The organism is Streptomyces sp. NPDC058257 (assembly GCF_042881845.1).
GTDB lineage: Bacteria > Actinomycetota > Actinomycetes > Streptomycetales > Streptomycetaceae > Streptomyces.
The window spans coordinates 228716-243031 of the sequence record NZ_JBHVXJ010000006.1 but is presented as its reverse complement, the minus strand read 5'-3'; the positions used below and the strand labels follow the sequence as shown (position 1 = coordinate 243031).

Sequence of the window (14316 nt, the reverse complement as noted above, 5' to 3'; positions counted from 1 at the left end):
GGCTTGTTCCTCGGTCATGTCCGGCGCGGACAGTCGCGTACCCGGAGCCCCTCCCCCTACAGGGGCGGACTGGCACCGATGAGGCAGCCGTCGGGGACGAGACAGGCGTCTAGTGCCGCCGTCATCACTGAACGGAACACAGACGGCTCGATTACTTGCAGGGAGGAACCGCGCCGTTGGCCTTCACGTAGCGAGCGGTGACCCACCCCTGGGGCGTCTTGACCTTGTACCAGGTGCGGTTGCCACCGACGGGCTGACCGGCCTTGCGGCAGATCAGGTCGATGGTCTGTCCGCTCCGGTAGGCCCCGGTGATCCGTGAGTTGGAGGTCGGCTGCTGGCGTACGTGCACGCCGGCCTTCGAGATGACCTTGCCCGTAACCGGCTTCGGGGCCGGTGCGAGAACAGTGAGCTTGGCCTTCGCCGTCCACTTTCCACAACCGACTCCCCCGACCACGACCTGGTGAGCACCAGGGGCGGCATTCGCCTTCACCCCTGCTTGGCCCGCGTACACCGGCGGGTTGCCCCTCTTCGCCAGCGCCACTGCCTTGACGAAGGCATCGGAGCGCGCCTGCACCGAACGGCACGTCTTCGGAGCGCCCACGACCTTGATCGTGACCGTGGCCTTCTGCTTGGCCATCGCCGGTGTGACCGTGACCCGCGGCGCTGCCGCCACGCCGGGCGCCGGCACGGTAGGAGCAGCAGCCTGCGCGAGGCCGGTCATCGCCACGGACGCGAGAGCCACCGCCGCACACCCGCTCACGGCATTGCGAACCATCATTGCGTTCTCCTTTGAGGCGGTTGCCAGTTCCGGTCCCGAGCGGAACCCCGAGCTGTGCATCGTGAAGGAAACGTAGGTCCGACACCGGACATATTGAGGCACCCGCCCCACGACGCGCCGTCCGTCACCGAAATGCAGGAGCGTGTGATCAACCGACGGATCGCCTGACCCGAGGTCGAGGTCGGCCCGGTCCGCCCTGCGGCGGGCTCTGTACTACGGGGCGGCCCCCGTGGGTCTCGCAGCCGCAGCAGCAGCCGCACCAGCCCCTACTGTGCTTGCGCCAGCAGCGCACGGCGGACGCCCCTTCTGACTCAAGGCGCTTCGCCCGGGATGGTTCAGGATGGCTCACTTGCTCACACAGCTCGCAACCCGCCGAATGAGGGCAAAGTTTAAGTTGGCCGTGACCCGGCAACCGGAACGGGAATCCCTCAATCGCCACCTCGTTCCCGGAAGGGCCCCGTCATGAGCAAAGACCAGACAAGCACGCTCGATGCCAGCAGCGACCTGTCCCAGGTCTTCGAACTCGCACAGCAGCTGCGCGTGGACTCGGTGCGCGCCAGTACCTCGGCGGGCTCCGGGCATCCCACCTCCAGTCTGTCCGCCGCCGATCTGATGGCCGTGCTGATGACGCGCCACCTCCGCTACGACTGGCAGAACCCGGACCACCGCGCCGCCGACCACATGATCTTCTCCAAGGGGCATGCCTCGCCCCTGCTGTACGCCATGTTCAAAGCGGCCGGCGTCGTCAGCGACAAGGAGCTGATGACCACCTACCGCCGATCCGGCCACCGTCTGCAGGGGCACCCCACTCCGGAACTGCCCTGGGTGGACGTGGCCACCGGCTCGCTGGGCCAGGGCATCGCATACGGCGTCGGGATCGCATTGGCCGGACGGGATCTGGCAAAGCAGCCCTACCGGGTATGGGTCCTGTGCGGAGACAGCGAAATGGCCGAAGGCTCCGTATGGGAAGCCCTCGACAAGGCCGGGCACCATCAGCTGGCCAACTTCATCGCCCTCATCGACGTCAATCGACTGGGCCAGAGCGGCCCCACCGAGCTCGAGTGGGACACCGACACCTACGCCCGGCGTGCCGAGGCATTCGGCTGCCGTGCCCTCGTCGTCGACGGCCACGACCTCGATGCGATTGACCAGGCCCTGACCACCGCCGCCGACGGCCGGGCCCCCACCGTCATCGTCGCCAAAACCGTCAAGGGCCAGGGCGTGAGCGAAGTCGCCGACAAGGAGGGGTGGCACGGCAAGCCCCTGCCCGAGGACCTGGCCGACCGCGCCCTCGTGGAACTGGGCGGGATCCGTGACCTGCGGGTGCGCGGCCCGCGGCCCCCCGACGCCACCCCTGTTCCTGCTCCGGCAGCAGCCGCCGCGGAGCTGCCCCGCTTCGAAGTGGGCGATCAGGTAGCCACCCGGGCCGCGTTCGGTAAGGCACTTACCGCCCTTGGAGCACATCCCGATGTCGTCGCCCTGGACGCCGAGGTCGGCAACTCCACGCACGCCGAAGACTTCAAGAAGGCATACCCCGAGCGCTACTTCCAGACCTACATCGCCGAGCAGCAGATGATCGCCGACGCCGTCGGCATGGCGGTCTGCGGGTATCGCCCCTACGCCACCACCTTCGCCGCGTTCCTGACCCGTGCGCACGACTTCATCCGCATGGCCGCCGTTTCGGAGATCACCATGGCCTTGTGCGGAACGCACAGCGGAGTGGAGATCGGCGCCGACGGCCCCTCCCAGATGGGCGTCGAAGACCTCGCCATGATGCGCGCCGTGCACGGATCCACCGTCCTGTATCCCAGCGACGCCACCTCCGCCGCCGCACTGACCGCGGCCATGGCCGACCTCCACGGCATCTCCTACCTGCGCACCACTCGCGGCGCCTACCCCGTCCTGTACGCCGACGACCAGAGCTTCCCCGTCGGAGGCTCGAAAACCCCTCGCCGCAGCGACGACGACCAGGTCACCCTCATCGGAGCCGGCGTCACACTCCACGAATGCCTCGCCGCCGCCGATGACCTCGCCACCGCAGGCATCCAGGCTCGCGTCATTGATGCCTACTCCATCAAGCCCATCGACACCAGCACCCTCGCCAGTGCCGCACACGACACCGGCGCCTTCGTCGTCGCCGAGGACCATCACCCCGAAGGAGGCCTCGGGGAAGCCGTCCTCTCCGCCCTCACCACCACCCCGGCCCGCCCTGACTTCGCCCACCTTGCCGTCACCAACCTGCCAGGATCCGGCACCACCACCGAACTCCTCGACGCAGCGGGCATCTCCCGCACGCATATCGTGCAAGCAGCTCGCGCCCTCCTCCAACGGTAGTGACGAAGCGGAACGCACCATCACCACCACGGGCCCGCCGCGCGATCGGGCGGGACCGGCGGTGCGTTCGTTCGTCTCAGGTGTCAACAGCGCGGCGGCGCCCGGGAGTGAGGAGGTAGGCGATCGCCATGTCACCGAGTTCGTCCGCGTACCGGCGCCTGGCCGCTTCACCGATCACGGGGTCAGGGCGCACGGAGTTGTGGAAGCAGGCGCCCAGGAGGGCACGGGCCGCGGTGTCCAGCGCCGCCTGCGGCTGGGCGCGCCGGATCTGGTCGGCGTAGGGGGCTGCTGCTTCCAGCAGTAGGCGGTGGATCTCGGTGATGGTGCGGGCCCCGCGATCCAGGGAGTTGGTTCCCCATGTGCGCAGCAGCTCGGGGAAGAGACTGCTGCTGTCAGCGAAGGACTGCAACAGGGCTTGTGCGTAGGCATCCACGACGCCTGTGAGCGAGGGTTCGGCCGTACGCAGTTGCTCGGCCATGTACTCCTCGCGGCGTTCCAGCATCCGTTCGGTGAGGGCGTTGGTCATCGGACGGGCATTGACACAGTTCGGCGACACCGCCGACGGCTTCACCGCCAGTGTGACCGTCTACGTGCCCACGTCCTGCCCGCAGGACGTGCTTGAGCACCACCTGCGACACTACGCGGTCGAGTTCAGGAACTGGATCATCGCCGCTGCGGCGGCCCGCGCCTGAGGCAGTCGGCCAGCCGTCGGGCGGCGTCGGCCCTGAACGGAGCGGTAGCGCCGCTGCCCGCGGAGACCATCCGCGGGAGCACCCGATCGCGCCCGCCCAAGCGCCAATGACCAAGCGACGGCGGGCGTTGTTCCCCCAGCGGTTCCCTCCAGGCCCTCCCCTCCCTCGGCTGCTTGACAGGCCTGTGACGCGAGCGTACGACTGAAAAAGTGGCGACCCGTCACCATCCGTGCACGGCTGCCCTAGGAGGGCACCATGTCACTGGCCACTCCCTATCCCGCTCAACTCGACCTTCAGGGCACCCTGAAGATCGCCCGCTGGCGACCGTTCGTACAGTGGCTCCTCGCCATTCCACACCTGCTGATCGCCTACGTGCTCAGCATGCTGCGTGCGGTGCTGACCTTCGTCGCCTTCTTCACCGTGCTGTTCACCCGGCGCGTCCCCCGTCCGCTCTTCGACGCGATCGCCATGACATTCCGTTACGAGTGGCGTGTCGCGAGCTACGTGCTCTTTCTGCACGAGGAGTATCCGCCGTTCGACTTCCAGACGGCCGCGGACGACGACGGTGCCGATCCGCACACGCTCGTCACGTTCGCTTACCCCGAGCAGATGTCGCGGTGGCGCCCGCTGGTCAAATGGCTTCTCGCCCTCCCCCACTACCTGGTGCTGTTCGCCCTGGGCATCGCGGCGATGGCCGTCGTGACCGTGGGATTCTTCGCCGTCCTGTTCACCGGCGAATATCCGAAAGGGCTCCGCGACATCCTCGTGGGCGTCTACCGCTACAACCTGCGGGTGCAGAGTTACGTCGGTCTGCTCACCGACACGTACCCGCCCTTCAGCCTGCAAGCCGACTGAGAGAACCAGCAGTCGCACTCCCGCTTCGCTCGCGTAGCGCCTTCGACCAGCGGCCATGGCTCCCACAGCGCCCTGGCCAGGGTGGTCAGCCCACCCGCCAGCGCGAGCCGAAAACGGGGGGCGGGCCTACCCAGTCCGGAACTCGTTCTGCGAGCCCCTTGCCGATCAAGGCGCCGCCTGTCATGCCGCCGATGGTCACCAGACATATGGAGGGGGCGAGGTGCGGCACACCGTTGGCTCTCAATTGGCTCTCACCGAGAAGGCCTGCCCAGCGCCCCTGCCGTAAGAACGCCGTGACCGCCCTGAAGTGAAGGGACTCGTCTGCCCGGCATCACGAGCAGCGCCGCCAGCGTGCCCATGCCTCCCTTGGCGGCGAGCAGCACTGCGGGCAGGCGGGCGGCGCCCCACAAGCCGACAGGGACAGCGCAGGCAGAGGCCAACACCAAAGAACCCCATCGCGCATACGTACGCGACGCCAACCGTCCGCCAGCCCTAGCACGCTGATGACACCACCGGACAGCACACCCACTCCACTGCGGGGTCATTCGAACGCCAGTGGATATCGCCCTCGAAGACCTAAACGGGGAGCACTCCCCACTTCATGCTACGGTCACCCGGACGCGTAAACGGGGAGCGATCCCCATTTCTGTCCGGGAGCCGTCCATGCACACACAGCACCCCACCGTTCAACTGGCCAGCCTCACCGACGACTTCACAGCCGACCCCTACTCCGCCTTCACCACACTGCACTCCCGCGGGCCGGTCCACCATGTGCGCTTCCCCACCGGGGACGAGTCGTGGCTGGTGGTCGGGCACGAGGAAGCGCGCGCCGCGTTCGTCGACCCCAGGCTGCGCAATGACGTGCGGCATTCCGCCGACTTCGAGGACGACGGGCTGTACTCCGTGGGCAGCAACATGCTCCAGGTCGATCCGCCCGATCACACCCGCCTGCGGACGCTGGTGGCCCGCGAGTTCACCGCACGTCGCGTCCAGGCGCTGCGGCCACGTGTTCAGGAGGCGGCCGATGCGCTCTTGGACGCCGTGGCCGCCGACGGCCGTGCCGACCTCGTGGCCGCATACGCCTATCCGCTGCCGCTCACCATCATCTGCGAATTGCTCGGCGTGCCCGAAGCAGACCGGGCGTCCTTCCGCGAGTGGTCCACGAAGGTCGTCTCTCTCGACGATGCGGAGCAGTCCGCCCGCGCCTCACAGGAAATGGCCGCCTATCTCGCGGGTCTCGCAGAAGAGAAGCGGCGGCTACCGGACGTGGCGGAGAGCGATTTGCTGCACGCCTTGGTCCGCGCCAACGACGGGGACGGCGGCGACCGGCTCGCCCCGGAGGAACTGCTCGGCATGGCCTTCCTGTTGCTCGTCGCGGGGCACGAGACCACCGTCAACCTCATCGCGAGCGCCGTCCACCTGCTGCTCAGCCATCCCGAGCAGCTCGCCGCCCTCCGCGCCGACCCCGAGTTGCTGCAGGGCGCAGTGGAGGAGACGCTCCGCTTCGAGTCGCCCGCACCTGCGGGAACTTACCGCTACGCCGCCGAACCGATCGACCTCGGCGGCGCCCGGATACCAGCGGGCGCGCGCGTCGTTCTCTCCATCGCCGCCGCGAACCGTGACCCCGCGCGCTTCTCCTCCCCCGAACACTTCGACATCCGCCGCGATCCGGCCGCGACCCGCGCCCATCTCGCCTTCGGGCACGGCCTGCACCACTGCCTGGGCGCCCCGCTGGCGCGCCTGGAGGCGACCTTGGCCCTGCGCATCCTGCTGGACCGCTTCCCCCGCTTGGCCTTCGACGGTGACGGCACACCCCAGTGGCGCACCAGCCTCATGCGGAGTCTGCGAGAGCTGCCGGTGCGCTGGTAGGCACCGGCCAACGACTCCATCAGACCCCCGTACCCACGCCCCCTGCTCTCCGCTCTCCGCTCTCCGCCGCAGGGGGTTCAGGGCATGTCGGTTTGCGGTAGGTCGGTGACCAGTTTCCGGGCGATGCCCTCAAGGGCCGCCAGGTCGGCGGGGGTCAGGCGGTCGACGAAGTGCCGGCGGACCGAGGCGACATGGGCGGGGGCTGCCCCTGTGAGGCTCTCCAGGCCCTGCTCGGTGAGCAGGAGCAGACAGCCCCGGCCGTCGGCGGGATCAGATGCGCGCCGGATGAGGCCGCGCGTTTCCATCCGGGTGGCGTGGCGCGACAGGCGGCTGCGCGACCAGCCCATCTTGGCGGCCTGTTCGTGGAGCGTGCTGGTGTACCCGGGGCGTTCCGAGAGCGTGCTCAGCACCTCGTAGTCGGGCTCGGAAAGACCGGCAGCGGCCAAGTCGCGTGCCGTACCGGTCTGGACAGCGATCACCATGCGGCGGAAAGCCCGCCAGGCGCGCTCCTCTTCGGGGTCGAGCCAGGTTGGGGTGCCGCCCGACGTTGTCGTTGACATGTAATCAAAATAGCAGTTACGTTCATTTCCATGTCAACGACATCGTCTTCGCCACCGACGCGGATCCTTGTCCTGGTGTGCAGCACGCGCCCCGGCGCCCTGGGGCCGGCGATCGGGACATGGCTCACCCAAGCGCTCACCTCCCGGGCAACGCAGCTGCGGGCCGAACTCGTGACCGTCCGCCTGAGCGACCTCGCGCTTCCGTTCCTCGACGAGGAGGAACACCCGTCCTCCGGCATCTACCAGCACGAGCACACCCGGCAGTGGAGCGCGATGGTGAGTGCGGCGGACGGCTTCATCGTCGTCACACCGGAGTACAACTACGGAATGCCGGCGACCTTGAAGAACGCCCTGGACTACCTCGGCAGCGAATGGGCGTGGAAGCCGGTCGGTTTCGTCAGCTACGGCAACACCTCGGCCGGCACCCGAGCCGTCCAACACGCCAAACAGGTAGCGACCACCCTGCGCCTGGTGCCACTGGGCGCCACAGTCGCGATGCGCATCACCGACGCCACGGAACACGGCAAGGTGATCCCGGATCCAGCCCGGGACACCGCAGCCATCGGCGTGCTGGACGAACTCATCCGAGTCGCTCACGCGCTGCGGCCGATACGCGAAGCGGCCCGAGCCGGAGCGACGCCCGGACCGCTGCCCGGGTCCTACGCACGACGGCTGCTCCCGCAGGACGCACCCGAGGTCACCGTGCTGCAACGCTGCTGTTGGGTGGATGAGGCGCTCGCCAACAACACCCTGACCGTGCCGGCCCTGCACGAATCACCCGACCAGGTCCGCGCATGGCTGACGGAGTGGCACACCACCGGCCTGTGGCGTGACGGTCGGCTACTCGCACTGGTTCGAGCACGCCGCATCGGCACCGACTGGCACATAGGCCGCCTCGGTGTGGCACCCGATCTGCGCCGTCAAGGCCTGGCCCGCTGGCTCCTGCACATCGCCGAGCGCGCCACCGCGCCGGAATGCAGTCGCATCATGCTGTCCACCGGCTCCCGCAGCCACCGCAACATCACCTTCTACGAGAGCGCGGGGTATCGCCCGCTCCGGTCCACCGAAAACGACGAAACCATCACCCTCGTCAAGAGTGCCGCCGACCCGCAGTGCGCCACCTCAGCCCAAGGCGGCACAGGGACAAGTGACCTCGCCGCCGGGCGCAATGACGCTCAGGCAGTTCAGGGCGCGGAGCAGGTTGGGGCGACAGCCTTGGCCGACACCCCTCAAGGGAGCGGACAGTGAGCGCGCACGACGACGGGCACACCATCGCGGGATGGGCCGGAGCGCTGGTCGCCACGGCCGGAGCACTGGCCATCGGCGCGGGAATCATCGGCTGGCGCCCTGGACTCTGGCTGGGGCTGGCCGCCCTGGTGGCGTCGGTTCTGCTGACGTGGAGCCTGCACCTGGCGGGCTGGGGCAAGCCGCCAGGGGTGCGCCCTCATGACCAGCGCGCCGTCAGGACACGGGACAGGAGCGCACACGACGGACATGACAAGTGCCTCGCCTGCCGACTGGCCGGGCGCGGCAGGCAGGTGCGCCATGGCCACTCCCGCGATCGGCAGTCTGTTTGACCTGATCGACTCAGGTACCCGGCGGGTCGGCGCGGCGCGCTCAAGGGTGCTGGCCGTCGTGCTGCTCCTCAGGAGTGTCACCCGGTGGCCAGGATCGGCATCCACATGACCCTCAACCACCGCCACAGCCCGGCGACTTGAGCCGGTGCCAGCTCCACCCGTAGCAGCCTCATCAGCATCAGCCCCTCCCGAAAGGACGCCCGCCCAAGCCACATCACGGATCATCAAGATCGCTCAGTCCGTCGGCTCGGGCCCGGGAACGCCGAATCCGCGGACGCCGTGACCTACGTGCATCACACTGGCACGACGATCCGTTGTCGCCGCGGCGGCTGCCCACCCAGAACACCTCGTGGGTGAGCGAGAAAAGGGGAAGACGTGAGTGAGAGCCAGCGTCCGTCAGACGTGTCGGGCAGGCTGAACACCGGAGTCGCGCACAACGCTCGGGTGTGGAATTACTGGATCGGCGGGAAAGACAACTACGAGATCGACAAGCAAGTCGGTGACCAGGTCGTCACGATGTTCCCAGTGATCCGGGACGTGGCCCGCGCCGACCGCCAGTTCCTCGGGCGCACGGTCCGATTCCTGACCGCCGACTGCGGCGTGCGACAGTTCCTGGACATCGGCACCGGACTGCCGACCGTGGACAACACCCACGAGATCGCCCAGCGGATCGCACCCGAGTCCCGGATCGTCTATGTCGACAACGACCCCATCGTGCTTGTCCACGCCCGCAGCCTGCTGACCGGTACGCCTCAGGGAGCCACCGACTACATCGACGCCGACATTCACGACCCGGATGGTGTCGTGGAGGGCGCATCGGCGACCCTCGACCTGGACCAGCCCGTCGCGGTCATGATGCTGGGCATCCTCAACTTCGTTCTCGACACGGGCGAGGCACAGGACATCGTGCACCGAATCATGGCCGCGGTCCCCTCCGGCAGCTATCTCGCGCTGACACACCCCACTACCGATACCGATCTCGGTGGCGAGGGCAATGTCGAGGCCATGAAGTTCTGGAACGAGAACGCCACCCCGCCGATCACTGCCCGCAGCCGCGCGGAGATCAACTCCTTCTTCGACGGCCTGGACTTGGTCGCCCCCGGCCTCGTTTCGTGTGCGCAATGGCGCGTTGAGTCCAACTCCCTCGCCGAACTTCCGCAGTTCGGCGCGGTTGCGTTGAAAACCTGACGGATGCGGGAACCCGCCGTCGTAGAACGTCCGCGCGCACAGGTCTTCGACTTGTGGTGACTCACCGCGGGCAGCCGAGGCCACCGGAGCGCCTATGGACGCGCGGTCTCAACTGTGACGCCACGGGTTCAGGGGCGGGCCGCGGAGACGTTCTGCTCCAGACGGGCGCCCAAGGTGGCGGCGAAGTCCTCGGCGCGGGACAGCTGGATCCGGAGCCTGTCGACCTGCTCGGCAGCGACCTGCTCGTACTCGCGCAGCCGGGCCAGCAGTGTCTCGCGCTCGTCGGCGTCGAGGCCGCCGTCCGCGTCGAGGCGGTCGGTCGCGTCCAGCAGGTCGCGCATCTGGTCGAGAGTGAAGCCGAGCGGCTTCATGCGGCGGACGACCATGAGCCGCTGCACGTCAGTCTCGGTGTAAAGGCGGAATCCGCCCTGGGATCGAGCCGAGGGTGCGACGAGGCCGGTCTCCTCGTAGTGCCGAATCGTGCGCAGGGACAGCTCGGTCCGCGCGGCGACTTCGCCGATCTGCATGTGCCTGTCGTCCACGCGTGTGCTCCTGGCCCTTCTTGTCGCAGCGGGCCGCCTCCCACGCGACCCGCCTATCCCTACTCTAACGTTAGGGTAGAGTTCGCGATGTCGACGGGATTGCCCGCGCTGCCCCTCTATTGCCATACCGGAGCCGTCGCCGCCCCGGCGAAGATCCGATTCTTACAGGAGAGAGCGTGCGCGATCCCATGCTGCCCATCGCCGCCGCCTGCCCGCCCTGACGCTTCGCCCCTGGAAGTGAGTCTGGCCGCGCAGGTCCGCTCCGTCCTCTCTCTCGGCCTCCGGCCTGCCTCCCGCGGCCCCTCCGCGTCCTACCGCGCACCCACGTCCTGCCCGGAACTGGGTGCGCCCGAGCACGACAGGTTCCCCTCGCTTGTCTTCTACGACTGTCTCTCCCGGCGCGCGGCTACGCGGCCTGCGTCCTGACTGGCTGAACAACCCGAAGGTCTGGCGCACTGAGGTGTTGGCCGGCTTGGTCGTCGCCCTCGCGCTGATCCCCGAGGCGATCTCGTTCTCGATCATTGCCGGGGTCGATCCCGCGATCGGCCTGTTCGCCTCTTTCACGATGGCCGTGACCATCTCGATCGTCGGCGGACGACGGGCGATGATCTCCGCCGCGACCGGTGCGGTCGCGCTGGTGATCGCACCTCTGAACCGTGAGCACGGCTTCGGGTATCTGGTCGCGGCCGTGATCCTGGCCGGCGTCTTCCAGATCATCCTTGGGGCGCTCGGTGTCGCGAAGCTGATGCGTTTCGTGCCGCGCTCGGTGATGGTGGGCTTCGTCAACTCTCTCGCGGTCCTGATCTTCATGGCCCAGGTGCCGGAGATGCACGACGTGCCCTGGCCTGTCTACCCGCTGATCGTCGGTGGCCTCGCGCTCATGATGTTCTTCCCGAGGATCACCAAAGTGGTCCCGGCCCCGCTCGTCTCCATCGTCATTCTGACCGTCATCACCGTGGCCGCCGGAATCGCGGTGCCGACCGTCGGCGACAAGGGCGACCTGCCGTCCTCCTTGCCGGTGCCGGGCCTGCCGGACGTGCCGTTCGCTTTGGACACTCTGACCACCATCGCTCCGTACGCGCTCGCGATGGCGCTGGTCGGCCTGATGGAGTCGCTGATGACCGCCAAGCTGGTCGACGACATCACCGACACCCGCTCCTCCAAGACCCGCGAGTCGATCGGCCAGGGCATCGCCAACATAGTCACCGGCTTCCTCGGTGGCATGGGCGGCTGCGCCATGATCGGACAGACGATGATCAACGTGAAGGTCTCCGGTGCCCGTACCCGCCTGTCGACGTTTCTGGCAGGCGCGTTCCTGATGGTGCTGTGCATCGTCTTCGGCTCGGTCGTCTCCGACATCCCGATGGCGGCCCTCGTGGCGGTGATGGTGATGGTGTCGTTCGCGACCTTCGACTGGCACTCCATCGCTCCCAGCACCCTCAAGCGGATGCCAGCCGGTGAGATCACCGTCATGTTCACCACCGTGGCCTGTGTCGTCGCCACGTCCAACCTCGCCATCGGCGTCGTCATCGGCTCGATCACCGCGATGGTCATCTTCGCCAAGCGCGTCGCCCACCTCACAGAAGTCACCGCCATCACCGACCTGGACGGCAGCACCGTGGTGTACTCGGTCACCGGCGAGCTGTTCTTCGCCTCCTCCAACGATCTCGTCGGCCAGTTCAACTACGCAGGCGACCCGGAGAAGGTCGTCATCGACCTGTCCGCCGCGCACGTCTGGGACGCCTCCTCGGTGGCCACGCTGGACGCCATCGAGACCAAGTACGCCCAACGCGGCAAGACGGTCGAGATCATCGGCCTGAACGCCCCCAGCGCCGACCTCCACGGCAAGCTCACCGGCGAACTCACCAGCCACTGACCCCGGCTCCGCACTTGACGCGTTGACGTCGGCGGTGAACGCGTGAGGACGCTGCCTTGAGGATGGTCCACCGAGCCGTCAGCGGAGCAACCTCACCACGGCAGTTCTGATGGAGCACCGCCGTACCTGCCCCCCTGCAGGTCAATCCTGTTGGTACGCGTCTTCGTGTTCGTTGAGGAGGACGTATGAGGGCTCAAGGGCGGCGGCCACGCGCGCTCGGTCCAGCAGCTCGGTGAGTGGCGGCGGGGTCAGCCCGAGACGGTCGAGGAACTCGGCCCGGCGCTCGGGCAGGTCCTCCATGTCGGCCGCCTCACCGAGCTCCTCGTCTTCCTCCTCCCGCAGCGCCAGCAGCATCGCCTCGTCCACGGCACACCCCTGGTCCTCAAGGCTCAGTGCCCGATCCGCGCAGGGCAGCACGGCCAACAGCAGCAGCGCGTCACGGAGGTTGACACCGACGATCCCGGCAGAGCCCTCGGAGTCAGCGAACAGCACGGGCCGGTCCTCGCCGTCGCCGGCCCCGCACAGGAAGTACGTGCCGCCTCCGCCGTCCTTGGCGATCGCCTCCAGCGGCTCGCCCGAGGCGAGGTGCACCGGTTCCACGTGGGTGATCGGCCCATAGCGTGCGACGCCTGTGTCGAAGTCAAAGGGCCACTCGGCGAGTTCCGCGGCCTTCAGGTCGCCGCGGAGCAGGCCGAGCAGCGAGGGCGATGACGTCACGCGGGCAACCGTAGGGCACGGTGACGGCAGGCTCACGACGGGGCCATCCGCCCTCCCACCACCAGCACGCGGTCCCCACGCCTTCTCAGCTCGACGACAAGGCTGCGGACCCGGAACAGATCCCGGTCGTCGCAGGGACACCATCGTCCGCGTGGTGATCGCGACACCGGCGGGAAGCCCCACTGGCGTCACCACGCGTGCGGTCCGTGCACCTCCCCCACGACCAGTCGGCGCGACGTACTCGACGATGCCGCCTGTGATGAGACTCCGCAGCCTCGACACCAAGAGCCCCGCCACCTGGCCTGGATCATGTGCTCCGTCGTACGGCACGGATACGGCCGCGATCGAGGGTGACGACCTGGTCGGCCGCGGCCAGGCCTGAGCGTTCGTGTGTGACCAGGAGCGTGGTCCGCCCCCGGGTGGCGTCGAGGATGTCCGCGAGGACCGCGAGAACCGTGAGGTGCACGGCGGACAGACGGCCGTCGGCGTGGGCGCGCAGCGCGCTCCAGGTGACGGCGGCCAGGGCCGTGCCCTGGAGCAGCAGGAGCACGGCGCCGGCCAGCGAGGTGGTCCGGGCGCGGCGCCGCTCGATGCGGGCGATGCGGGCCGCCGCGTGCCGGGCGCGCCCGGCGGCGCGGCCCCGGGCACCGTAGGCGGCGAGGTCGGCCGCTCCCCGGGTCAGGTCCAGGACGTGTGCGGCGAGTTCGGCCCGTGCCGCCGCCTGCGCCCGGCCGGTGTGCCGGGAGACGGCGAGTACCGCGGCCGGGACGAGCAGGGCGGCCACGGCGAGTGGCAGCGCGAGCAGGAGGCCTGCCTGGGGCAGCAGCATGGTGGCCGTCGTGACGGCGGCGGCGACGACCGTGCCGGCTGCGGCGGTCGGCAGCAGGACCCGCAGCAGCAGGTCCTGGGCGGCATCGACGTCGTCGACGAGGCGGGCCAGCAGGTCTCCGCTGCGAAAGGCGGGCGTGCCCGCGGGCGCTAGCGGCACCAGTGCCTCGTACACCCGGGTGCGGAATCCCGCGACGGCCCGCAGGACACCGTCGTGACCAAGGAGGCGATCGCCGTAGCGCAGGGCTCCGCGGCTCAGCGCCAGGGCGCGGACGGCGACGGTCGCCAGGCTCACCGAGACGATCGGCGGGTGCTGAGCGGCCCGCGTGATCAGCCAGGCCGCGGTGGCCATGAGCGCGGCGGCGGCCAGCTCGCTGCCGGCCGCGGCGAGTGCGGCGGGCAGGAGCCTGCGCCAGTACGGCACGAGGTGGCGGGCGAGGCGCAGGGTGGGACGGGACCCGCTCGGCGGCCGAGCGGGGGGGTGCGGCCGCCGGGCGGGA

At 68.8% G+C, this 14316-nt stretch carries 14 protein-coding genes; 8 read left to right on the top strand and 6 right to left on the bottom strand.

The window, feature by feature from the left end; all coding sequences use genetic code 11:
• Positions 1-151: 151 nt before the first annotated feature.
• Entirely contained in the window at positions 152-778 is a 627-nt protein-coding gene (locus ACFVXC_RS17785) for an SH3 domain-containing protein (protein WP_389906317.1), read from the bottom strand.
• Between the two features lie 462 nt (positions 779-1240).
• On the opposite strand from ACFVXC_RS17785, the gene ACFVXC_RS17780 reads away from it, so the two are divergent.
• Positions 1241-3112, top strand: coding sequence for a transketolase (locus ACFVXC_RS17780; RefSeq protein WP_389906315.1), 1872 nt, complete (start codon positions 1241-1243; stop codon positions 3110-3112).
• A 76-nt stretch (positions 3113-3188) separates the two neighbouring features.
• On the opposite strand, the gene ACFVXC_RS17775 is transcribed toward ACFVXC_RS17780, so the two are convergent.
• Positions 3189-3638, bottom strand: coding sequence for a hypothetical protein (locus ACFVXC_RS17775; protein WP_389906313.1), 450 nt, complete (start codon positions 3636-3638; stop codon positions 3189-3191).
• 10 nt (positions 3639-3648) lie between these two features.
• Between ACFVXC_RS17775 and ACFVXC_RS17770 the strand changes: the two genes are divergently transcribed.
• The 3 genes from ACFVXC_RS17770 (at position 3649) to ACFVXC_RS17760 (ending at position 6528) form a co-directional block, all read left to right on the top strand.
• Positions 3649-3804, top strand: a complete 156-nt coding sequence (locus tag ACFVXC_RS17770; RefSeq protein WP_389906311.1) for a hypothetical protein — start codon at positions 3649-3651, stop codon at positions 3802-3804.
• A 255-nt stretch (positions 3805-4059) separates the two neighbouring features.
• Positions 4060-4659 (top strand): DUF4389 domain-containing protein, encoded by a 600-nt coding sequence (locus ACFVXC_RS17765; protein ID WP_389906309.1) that lies wholly within the window; start codon positions 4060-4062, stop codon positions 4657-4659.
• Between the two features lie 663 nt (positions 4660-5322).
• Positions 5323-6528 (top strand): cytochrome P450, encoded by a 1206-nt coding sequence (locus ACFVXC_RS17760; protein ID WP_389906307.1) that lies wholly within the window; start codon positions 5323-5325, stop codon positions 6526-6528.
• Between the two features lie 77 nt (positions 6529-6605).
• Here the strand turns inward: ACFVXC_RS17760 and ACFVXC_RS17755 are convergent, their stop codons facing one another.
• A complete protein-coding gene (locus ACFVXC_RS17755) occupies positions 6606-7088 on the bottom strand; it encodes a MarR family winged helix-turn-helix transcriptional regulator (RefSeq protein ID WP_389906305.1) in 483 nt (160 codons plus the stop codon).
• Between the two features lie 30 nt (positions 7089-7118).
• Here ACFVXC_RS17755 and ACFVXC_RS17750 point away from each other — a divergent pair, with 30 nt between their 5' ends.
• The 3 genes from ACFVXC_RS17750 to ACFVXC_RS17740 all read left to right on the top strand — a co-directional run bounded on the left by ACFVXC_RS17750 (position 7119) and on the right by ACFVXC_RS17740 (position 9853).
• Positions 7119-8336, top strand: coding sequence for a GNAT family N-acetyltransferase (locus tag ACFVXC_RS17750; protein ID WP_389906304.1), 1218 nt, complete (start codon positions 7119-7121; stop codon positions 8334-8336).
• Positions 8333-8665, top strand: coding sequence for an HGxxPAAW family protein (locus ACFVXC_RS17745; protein WP_389906302.1), 333 nt, complete (start codon positions 8333-8335; stop codon positions 8663-8665). Before ACFVXC_RS17750 ends, ACFVXC_RS17745 begins: the two co-directional genes overlap by 4 nt.
• Before the next feature lie 375 nt (positions 8666-9040).
• Entirely contained in the window at positions 9041-9853 is an 813-nt protein-coding gene (locus ACFVXC_RS17740) for an SAM-dependent methyltransferase (protein WP_389906301.1), read from the top strand.
• Between the two features lie 128 nt (positions 9854-9981).
• Here ACFVXC_RS17740 and ACFVXC_RS17735 read toward each other — a convergent pair whose 3' ends face one another.
• Positions 9982-10395, bottom strand: a complete 414-nt coding sequence (locus tag ACFVXC_RS17735) for a MerR family transcriptional regulator (protein ID WP_389906300.1) — start codon at positions 10393-10395, stop codon at positions 9982-9984.
• 373 nt (positions 10396-10768) lie between these two features.
• On the opposite strand from ACFVXC_RS17735, the gene ACFVXC_RS17730 reads away from it, so the two are divergent.
• The gene (locus tag ACFVXC_RS17730; RefSeq protein ID WP_389906298.1) at positions 10769-12271 is read left to right on the top strand and encodes a SulP family inorganic anion transporter; all 1503 of its coding nucleotides are present in this window, start codon (positions 10769-10771) and stop codon (positions 12269-12271) included.
• Positions 12272-12412: 141 nt separating this feature from the next.
• Here ACFVXC_RS17730 and ACFVXC_RS17725 read toward each other — a convergent pair whose 3' ends face one another.
• Positions 12413-12988 carry a hypothetical protein gene (locus tag ACFVXC_RS17725; RefSeq protein ID WP_389906296.1) on the bottom strand — a complete coding sequence of 192 codons (576 nt, stop codon included), beginning with the start codon at positions 12986-12988 and terminating at the stop codon, positions 12413-12415.
• 307 nt (positions 12989-13295) lie between these two features.
• Positions 13296-14240: an ABC transporter transmembrane domain-containing protein gene (locus ACFVXC_RS17720; protein ID WP_389906294.1), complete on the bottom strand. Its 945-nt coding sequence runs from the start codon at positions 14238-14240 to the stop codon at positions 13296-13298.
• Between the last annotated feature and the right edge of the window lie 76 nt (positions 14241-14316).

Coding starts and splice junctions, on each gene's coding strand:
- ACFVXC_RS17785 (WP_389906317.1), bottom strand. CDS start 778: ATGATGGTTCGCAATGCCGTGAGCGGGTGTGCGGCGGTGGCTCTCGCG.
- ACFVXC_RS17780 (WP_389906315.1), top strand. CDS start 1,241: ATGAGCAAAGACCAGACAAGCACGCTCGATGCCAGCAGCGACCTGTCC.
- ACFVXC_RS17775 (WP_389906313.1), bottom strand. CDS start 3,638: ATGACCAACGCCCTCACCGAACGGATGCTGGAACGCCGCGAGGAGTAC.
- ACFVXC_RS17765 (WP_389906309.1), top strand. CDS start 4,060: ATGTCACTGGCCACTCCCTATCCCGCTCAACTCGACCTTCAGGGCACC.
- ACFVXC_RS17760 (WP_389906307.1), top strand. CDS start 5,323: ATGCACACACAGCACCCCACCGTTCAACTGGCCAGCCTCACCGACGAC.
- ACFVXC_RS17755 (WP_389906305.1), bottom strand. CDS start 7,088: ATGTCAACGACAACGTCGGGCGGCACCCCAACCTGGCTCGACCCCGAA.
- ACFVXC_RS17750 (WP_389906304.1), top strand. CDS start 7,119: ATGTCAACGACATCGTCTTCGCCACCGACGCGGATCCTTGTCCTGGTG.